At 66.7% G+C, this 6173-nt stretch carries 8 protein-coding genes; 3 read left to right on the forward strand and 5 right to left on the reverse strand.

Annotated features, from left to right (window positions below):
- Positions 1-162 precede the first annotated feature (162 nt).
- The gene (locus GY40_RS06220; RefSeq protein WP_038359522.1) at positions 163-828 is read left to right on the forward strand and encodes a YggS family pyridoxal phosphate-dependent enzyme; all 666 of its coding nucleotides are present in this window, start codon (positions 163-165) and stop codon (positions 826-828) included.
- A gap of 112 nt (positions 829-940) precedes the next feature.
- Here GY40_RS06220 and GY40_RS06225 read toward each other — a convergent pair whose 3' ends face one another.
- Complete coding sequence (locus tag GY40_RS06225; protein WP_038359524.1) at positions 941-1507, reverse strand: L,D-transpeptidase family protein; 567 nt, start codon at positions 1505-1507, stop codon at positions 941-943.
- An 81-nt stretch (positions 1508-1588) separates the two neighbouring features.
- On the opposite strand from GY40_RS06225, the gene GY40_RS06230 reads away from it, so the two are divergent.
- On the forward strand, positions 1589-2275 hold the full coding sequence (locus tag GY40_RS06230) for a response regulator transcription factor (RefSeq protein WP_038359526.1): 687 nt from the start codon (positions 1589-1591) through the stop codon (positions 2273-2275).
- 3 nt (positions 2276-2278) lie between these two features.
- Positions 2279-2743, forward strand: a complete 465-nt coding sequence (locus tag GY40_RS06235) for a cyclic nucleotide-binding domain-containing protein (RefSeq protein ID WP_038359529.1) — start codon at positions 2279-2281, stop codon at positions 2741-2743.
- Positions 2744-2758: 15 nt separating this feature from the next.
- Here GY40_RS06235 and GY40_RS06240 read toward each other — a convergent pair whose 3' ends face one another.
- From GY40_RS06240 to GY40_RS26960, 4 genes are all read right to left on the reverse strand, one after another.
- Positions 2759-3676 (reverse strand): EamA family transporter, encoded by a 918-nt coding sequence (locus tag GY40_RS06240; protein ID WP_038359531.1) that lies wholly within the window; start codon positions 3674-3676, stop codon positions 2759-2761.
- Positions 3677-3822: 146 nt separating this feature from the next.
- Positions 3823-4638, reverse strand: a complete 816-nt coding sequence (xth, locus tag GY40_RS06245) for an exodeoxyribonuclease III (RefSeq protein ID WP_038359533.1) — start codon at positions 4636-4638, stop codon at positions 3823-3825.
- 107 nt (positions 4639-4745) lie between these two features.
- A complete protein-coding gene (locus GY40_RS06250) occupies positions 4746-5606 on the reverse strand; it encodes a LolA family protein (protein ID WP_051987567.1) in 861 nt (286 codons plus the stop codon).
- A gap of 190 nt (positions 5607-5796) precedes the next feature.
- Positions 5797-6173: DNA translocase FtsK (locus GY40_RS26960; protein WP_282568279.1), on the reverse strand; the 377-nt coding region annotated here is incomplete at its 5' end.

The following is a 6173-nucleotide window of genomic DNA, read 5'->3' on the forward strand; positions in this document are numbered from 1 at the left end:
GCGAGCAATCACGTCAGCAAGCATTCTTGCGGGATTTGCCGGTCGGGACGCGGCCGGCGCAGGGGTCCATTGCGAAAAACCGGGTGAGGTTTTCCACATCCTGTTCTAGGACACCATTGCGCGCACGCGGTCAACGGCGCGCTCGGCATGAGAGGCTGCGATATGAGCGATACGGTTACGCGTCTGGAGGCGATTCGTGCCTCGGTCGCGCGTGCGGCGCGTGATTTCGGACGCAAGCCGCAGAGCGTGACGCTCATCGCTGTGTCGAAGACGAAGCCGGCGGAGCAGATCGCCGAGGTGCTGGAAGCGGGGCAGCGCGTCTTCGGCGAGAATTACGTCCAGGAGGCCAAGGCCAAGTGGCCGGCGCTGAAGGCGCGCTTTCCCGATGCCGAACTCCACATGATCGGCCCGCTGCAATCGAACAAGGCCCGCGAGGCTGTGGAACTCTTCGACGCGATCCATTCGCTCGACCGCGAGAGCCTGGCGAAAGAGCTGGCGCGCGAGATCACCAGGGCCGGCCGGGCGCCGCGGCTCTTCGTGCAGGTCAATACCGGCGAGGAGCCGCAGAAGGGCGGCATCGCGCCGGGCGAGACGGACGCCTTCCTCGCGCGCTGCCGCGATGTCCACGGCCTCGCGATCGAGGGTCTGATGTGCATCCCGCCGGAAGCGGAGCCGCCCTCGCCGCATTTCGCGCTGCTCGCCAAGATCGCGGCGCGCAACGGGCTCAAGGGCCTGTCCATGGGCATGAGCGCCGATTACGAGGCGGCGATCCAGCTCGGTGCAACGCATGTGCGTGTCGGCAGCGCGATCTTCGGAGCGCGGGGATAAGCCGTAATGGTCGGGCTTGACCCGACTATCTCGTGACGCGGAGGCTCCAGCGCCTCTTCCGGGCTGAGATTCTCGGATCGCCCTACGGCGGCCCGGGAATGACGGGCGGAGATCACCGGACCTGTATGACGCAGCGGCGCGCCAGACGCGGCAGCAGCTTGGCGAAGACATGCCCCTCGACGGCGATGCAGCCGGCGGTCGGCGTGAAGCCCGGTCGAGCCAGATGCCAGAAGATCGCACTGCCGCGCCCGCGAATCACCGGCCGGTCGTTCCAGCCGAGCTCGACGATGACGTCGTAGAGATGGTCCTCACGCTGCAGCCGCTCCTCGGCCTCGCCCGGCGGGCGGTCGATCAGGCGGTTGTAGCGGCGGTCGGTCTGGTCGTCGCACCAGGCGTCGCGCGGGCCGATCCGTTTCAGCGGCAGCAGACTGCGAGGCCGGGCGAGGCGGTCGGCCCGGTAGAACACGCTGCGCAGCGGCAAATGCGTCCGCGGCGTGCCGCCATCCCCCTCGCGCTTGATCGTGCGGATGCCGGAGCGGCCGAGCGCGCAGGGAAAGACCGCGCCGCCCGCGATGAGGAAGCCCTTGCGGCGGTCACGTACCGAGGCGAAGACCCGCAGTGAGGTGAGGTTGCGCGGGCGAAAGCCGGGGCGCGCGAGGGCGATTTCACGGTTTCTCACGGGGATTCCAGAATGCGTGACTTGCGATGACGACTCAGCGGGCTCATGTTGCCCTACTCATTGCGTCCGAGCGAACAGCCCATGTCCGTCGTCCATCATATTCTCCTGGTCGATGACGACCAAACCCTGCGCGATGCCCTGGCAGAGCAATTGGCTCTTTATGACGAGTTCCGGCTGACGACCGCGGGCAACGCCACGGCTGCGGTGAAGGCCGCACAGAACGAGCGGATCGACCTCGTGGTGATGGATGTCGGCCTGCCGGACATGGACGGCCGCGAGGCCGTCAAGGTGATGCGCAAGAACGGCTTCAAGAGCCCGGTGGTGATGCTGACGGCGCAGAGCTCGGATGCCGACACGGTGCTGGGGCTCGAGGCCGGCGCCAACGACTATGTGGTCAAGCCGTTCAAATTCGCCGTGCTGCTGGCGCGCATCCGGGCGCATTTGCGCCAGTATGAGGCGAGCGAGGACGCGATCTTTCAGGTTGGCCCTTACACGTTCCACCCCGGCTCCAAGCTGCTCGTCAGCGAGAAAGGCTCGAAGACCAAGCTGACCGAGAAGGAAACCGCGATCCTGCGCTTCCTCTACCGCGCGGGGCGCAAGCCGATCGCGCGCGAGGTGCTGCTGCAGGAGGTCTGGGGCTATAACAGCCAGGTGACGACGCACACGCTCGAAACCCACATTTACCGGCTGCGCCAGAAGATCGAGCCCGATCCCGGCAATGCCCGCCTGCTCGTGACCGATGCCGGCGGCTACCGGCTGAATCCCTGACGGATGGCTCTCGACGACGACATGGCCCTGCTGGCCCGGCAGCCGCTGCTGAGCCTGATGGAACGCGATGCGTTGAGGCTGCTCGCCTTCGCGGCGGAGAGCCGCATCCTGCGCGCCGGCGATGTGCTGTTCCGTGCCGGCGAGCCTTCGGACGGCGCTTTCCTGGTCGTCTCGGGCGCGGTGGCGCTGACGGCGCAGGATGATGGCCAGCCCGCAAGCGAGATCGCCGGGCCTGGCGCGATGATCGGCGAGCTCGCGCTGTTCACTTCGGTGCCGCGGCAGGTCACGGCGATCGCGCGCGAGCCGACGCAGATCATGCGGTTGCCGCGCAGCGTGATGCGGCGTGTGCTCGGCGAATCGCCGGATTCGGCCGAAGCGATCGCTCAGGCGATCGGGGATCGTCTGCGCGGTTTCGTGGAAGAGCTCGTCTCCGTGCGGGCTGCGCTCGGCGCGATCGACCGGAAATAAGTTTGCCGCGCCGGATCAGGCGGCCGGCGGATGTCTTGCGGCGCGGATCGCTGCGAATTTCGGCCAGAGGATGTTGATGCACAGGCCCGCCAGCACGAGCCCGCCGGCCAGGAACTTCCAGCCCGGCAAGGGTTCGCCCAGCCAGATGGCGGCGGCGCCCATGCCGAAGACCGGGACCAGCATTGCGGTCGGCGCCACGGTGGCGGCGGTATAGCGCGAGAGCAGCCAGCCCCAGACAGCATAGCCGAACATCACATTGCCGACGGCCTGCCAGATCGCGGCCGCCCAGGCGCTGGGTGGCGCGGCGGTCAGGCTGTCGCGAATGGCTGGCCAGCCCTCGACGAACCACGACAGCACGAAAAGCGGCGGCACCGCGAACAGGCTCGTCCAGACGACATAAGCGAGCATGTCGATGCCGGGTGCTCCGCGAACCACGATATTGCCGCCGGACCAGCAGAGCGCGGCGCCAAGGATCAGGACGACGCCCAGCGGCGTCGTGGTGCCGTCGGTGTGCCAGAGGATCACGGCGATGCCGATGCAGGCCAGGACGAGGCCGACGAACTGGAAGGGCTGGACGCGTTCGCGGGTGATCGCCGCGGCCAGCAGGATCGTGAAGAAGACCTGCGACTGCACCACCAGCGAGGCCAGGCCCGGCGTGATGAAGCCCTTGATCGCGATGTAGAGCAGGCCGAACTGGCCGGCCCCGATCAGCAGGCCGTAGGCGGCGAGATTGCTCCAGGGCACGGCCGGCCGCTTGAGGAAGAACACCGCCGGCAGCAGCGTGAAGGCGAAGCGCAGGCAGGCGAAGAGCAGCGGCGGGAAATGTTCGACGCCGATGTGGATGACGACGAAATTCGTGCCCCAGACCACCATCACGGCCAGGGTCAGCAGCGCATCCCGCGGCGAGAGCGAAGTCGAGAGCGCGCGCTGCAATGATCTGGCCTTCCGGTGAACGGGCCGTGCCGATGTTGCCGCGGGCTATAGCACGATCATGAAATGGCCGGGCGGAGGGGCCTGGCATGGCCGAAGCGCGGCCGGGGCATGGACCGGTCCGTCTATGAAGGCGCCGGCGCCGGGCCTCAAAGCTCCAGCGTCACCGTGACCGGGACGTGATCGGAGGGACGCTCCCAGCCGCGTGCCTCGCGCAGGAAGGAGAGGTCGCGCAGCGTCGGCTTCAACGCGTCGGAGAGCCAGATATGGTCGAGCCGGCGGCCGCGATTGGAGGCCTCCCAATCCTGCGCGCGATAGCTCCACCAGGAATAGAGTTTTTCCGGCTCGGGGCGCAGCGTGCGGGCGGCGTCGGTCCAGCCGAGCTCGGAGCGCAGCTTTTCCAGCGTGGTCGTCTCGATCGGTGTGTGGCTGACCACGTCGAGGAGCTGCTTGTGGCTCCAGACATCGTGCTCATAGGGCGCGATATTGAGGTCGCCGAGCAGGATCGCGGGCCGGTCCGTCGGCTTCTTCGTCACGCCCCAGGCGCCGATCTCGTCGAGGAAGGCGAGCTTGTGGGCGAATTTGTCGTTCTTGGCCGGATCGGGAATGTCGCCGCCAGCCGGGATGTAGAAGTTATGGATGGCGATGCCGGCCGCCGAGCCCGCCGCCTTGTCGAGCGTCACCGTCATGTGCCGGGCATCGTTGCGGCCGCACATCGACATCGCTTCCTTCTCGCTGAAGGGCAGCTTCGAGACGATGGCGACGCCGTTATAGCCCTTCTGGCCGATGAAGGCCTGATGGACATAGCCGAGCTGGTGGAAGGCCTTGGCCGGGAACTGCTCGTCCGGCGTCTTGGTTTCCTGCAGGCAGAGGATGTCGGGCGCGTAGCGGGTGAGGAACTCGCCGACCATGCCGATACGCAGGCGGACGGAATTGATGTTCCAGCTCGTGACAGTCAGTTGCACGCGGAGATTCCGGCAAGGAGAGGTGGCCGGAAACTGGGTCGTCGCGTGCCAAAAGGCAAGCCGTTTCGGCGCCCGACTATCCGCGCCGAACTAGCCTTGGCCGGCGATCACAGCGTGCGCTGGTGATCGATCACGAAGTTCTTCGGGTCGGTCTGGCGCTGCAGGCTGAGATTGTAGAGCGACACCGCCGTTTCATAACCCTGCGGATCGACGACCACCCATTGCCTGAGCTCGTTGGCGACGAGGTCGAACTTCAGCGTGATCTTCGAGGTTCCGCCGAGCGTCGAGCGATCCTCGATCCGGACGGAGAGGATATCGCCGTCGACGCTGGCACCGGTGATGGTGCCTTCGCGGTTGAGATCCATCTTCTCGCGCACGAGGAATTTCAGCGGCGTCTGGCCGATCGAATAGACGTCCTGCGTGCCGAGGCGCTTGTCGCGTACGGCCACGGAGGTGCCGTCGGCGATAACCTCGGTGGTCGCCGGCGGCTCGTATTCGAAACGCATCTTGCCCGGGCGCTGGATGTAGATCCGACCCTCGAGCCGCTTCCCGTTGGGATTGAACTGGATGAAATTGCCCTGCAGCGTCGTGAAGCTGTTGAGATAGGTATTGAGCCGCTCGATCGCCTCCTCGCGTGTCGCGGGCGCGGCGAGCTTGGTCTTGGCTGGCGTCGTCTTGGACGCTTCGGGCTTCGCCGTCTGCGCCACAGGTGCGGCCGTTGCAGCCTGTGGGGAACCCGCCGCCTGCGCAGCCGGCGCATCGTTCATCGCCGTGCGCGGCAGGCCGAGATTGGCCGGGCGGACCGGCGGGAGCGGGATCGCGCGCGGCGCGGCTGGTCTGGCGAGCGCGGGCTTGGCGGCGGCAGGCGGCTGCAACTGCAGGGGTTGTGCCCCGAGCGGCGCTGCCGCCAGGCCGTAGCCAAACGCCGCCGTCAGAACCGAAACCCGAAGAATCGGGATCACTCTCATGAGCAAGTCTGCTCCATTCCCTGTGCCACGGCGATCCTCATGCCGGACGAGATACGTCGTGGCTCCGGTTGTTGCGGAGCGCTCGTGTCTTCGGGCCTCAACGCTCTCCATGCCGCCGAGGTTGCAGCATCGTGATGGCTATTTGAGGACCGGCGCCTGCCCGTGCAAGTCCTCCGACCGAATGATGCGGCTATTCGTCCTCGCCGTGGCCCTGCGTCTCGACGAGGATCTCGCGTTTCCCGGCGTGGTTTGCGGGCCCGACGATGCCCTCGTTTTCCATGCGCTCCATGATGGATGCGGCACGGTTGTAGCCGATCTGGAGGCGGCGCTGGATGTAGGAGGTCGAGGCCTTCTTGTCGCGCAGCACGACCGCGACCGCCTGCTCATAGGGGTCGTCCGAGTCGAGCGAACCCATGCCGGTCTTGTCGAAGACGGCGCCGTCCTCGTCCTCAGCCGCTTCCTCTTCCTCGGAGGTGACGGCGTCGAGATATTGCGGCCGGCCTTGGGTCTTGAGATGCGCCACGACCTTCTCGACCTCGTTGTCCGAGACGAAGGGGCCGTGGACGC

Origin of the sequence: Allobosea sp. UNC402CLCol (assembly GCF_000745475.1) — a bacterium.
GTDB classification, from domain to species: domain Bacteria; phylum Pseudomonadota; class Alphaproteobacteria; order Rhizobiales; family Beijerinckiaceae; genus Allobosea; species Allobosea spartocytisi.

Excerpts from the sequence above, each read along its gene's own strand:
- GY40_RS06250 (WP_051987567.1), bottom strand. The coding sequence starts at position 5,606 with ATGAGAGTGATCCCGATTCTTCGGGTTTCGGTTCTGACGGCGGCGTTT.
- GY40_RS06230 (WP_038359526.1), top strand. The coding sequence starts at position 1,589 with ATGTCCGTCGTCCATCATATTCTCCTGGTCGATGACGACCAAACCCTG.
- GY40_RS06235 (WP_038359529.1), top strand. The coding sequence starts at position 2,279 with ATGGCTCTCGACGACGACATGGCCCTGCTGGCCCGGCAGCCGCTGCTG.
- GY40_RS06220 (WP_038359522.1), top strand. The coding sequence starts at position 163 with ATGAGCGATACGGTTACGCGTCTGGAGGCGATTCGTGCCTCGGTCGCG.